This is a genomic window from Paraburkholderia sp. SIMBA_054 (assembly GCF_046534875.1).
GTDB lineage: Bacteria > Pseudomonadota > Gammaproteobacteria > Burkholderiales > Burkholderiaceae > Paraburkholderia > Paraburkholderia hospita.
Genome location: NZ_JAWRXV010000268.1, coordinates 1 through 434, shown reverse-complemented (window position 1 = coordinate 434; position 434 = coordinate 1). Strand labels below are relative to the sequence as shown.

The following is a 434-nucleotide window of genomic DNA, read 5'->3' as shown; positions in this document are numbered from 1 at the left end:
CGGAGCGTTCCGTAAGCCTGTGAAGGGACAGTCGTGAGACATCCTGGAGGTATCGGAAGTGAGAATGCTGACATGAGTAACGATAAAGGGAGTGAGAGACTCCCTCGCCGAAAGTCCAAGGGTTCCTGCTTAAAGTTAATCTGAGCAGGGTTAGCCGGCCCCTAAGGCGAGGCCGAAAGGCGTAGTCGATGGGAACCACGTTAATATTCGTGGGCCTGCAGGTAGTGACGGATCGCGTGTGTTGTAAGGTCTTATTGGATTGATCTTGCAGCGAAGCGGTTCCAGGAAATAGCTCCTGCATATAGACCGTACCCTAAACCGACACTGGTGGACTGGTAGAGAATACCAAGGCGCTTGAGAGAACTGCGTTGAAGGAACTCGGCAAAATGCACGCGTAACTTCGGAAGAAGCGTGACCTCCATTTAGGCAACTAG

The 434-nt window shown here is 52.1% G+C and carries 1 rRNA gene; it reads left to right on the top strand.

From position 1 onward, the window contains the following. Positions 1–434: ribosomal RNA gene (locus SB822_RS55065) — 23S ribosomal RNA — on the top strand; the annotation flags it as partial.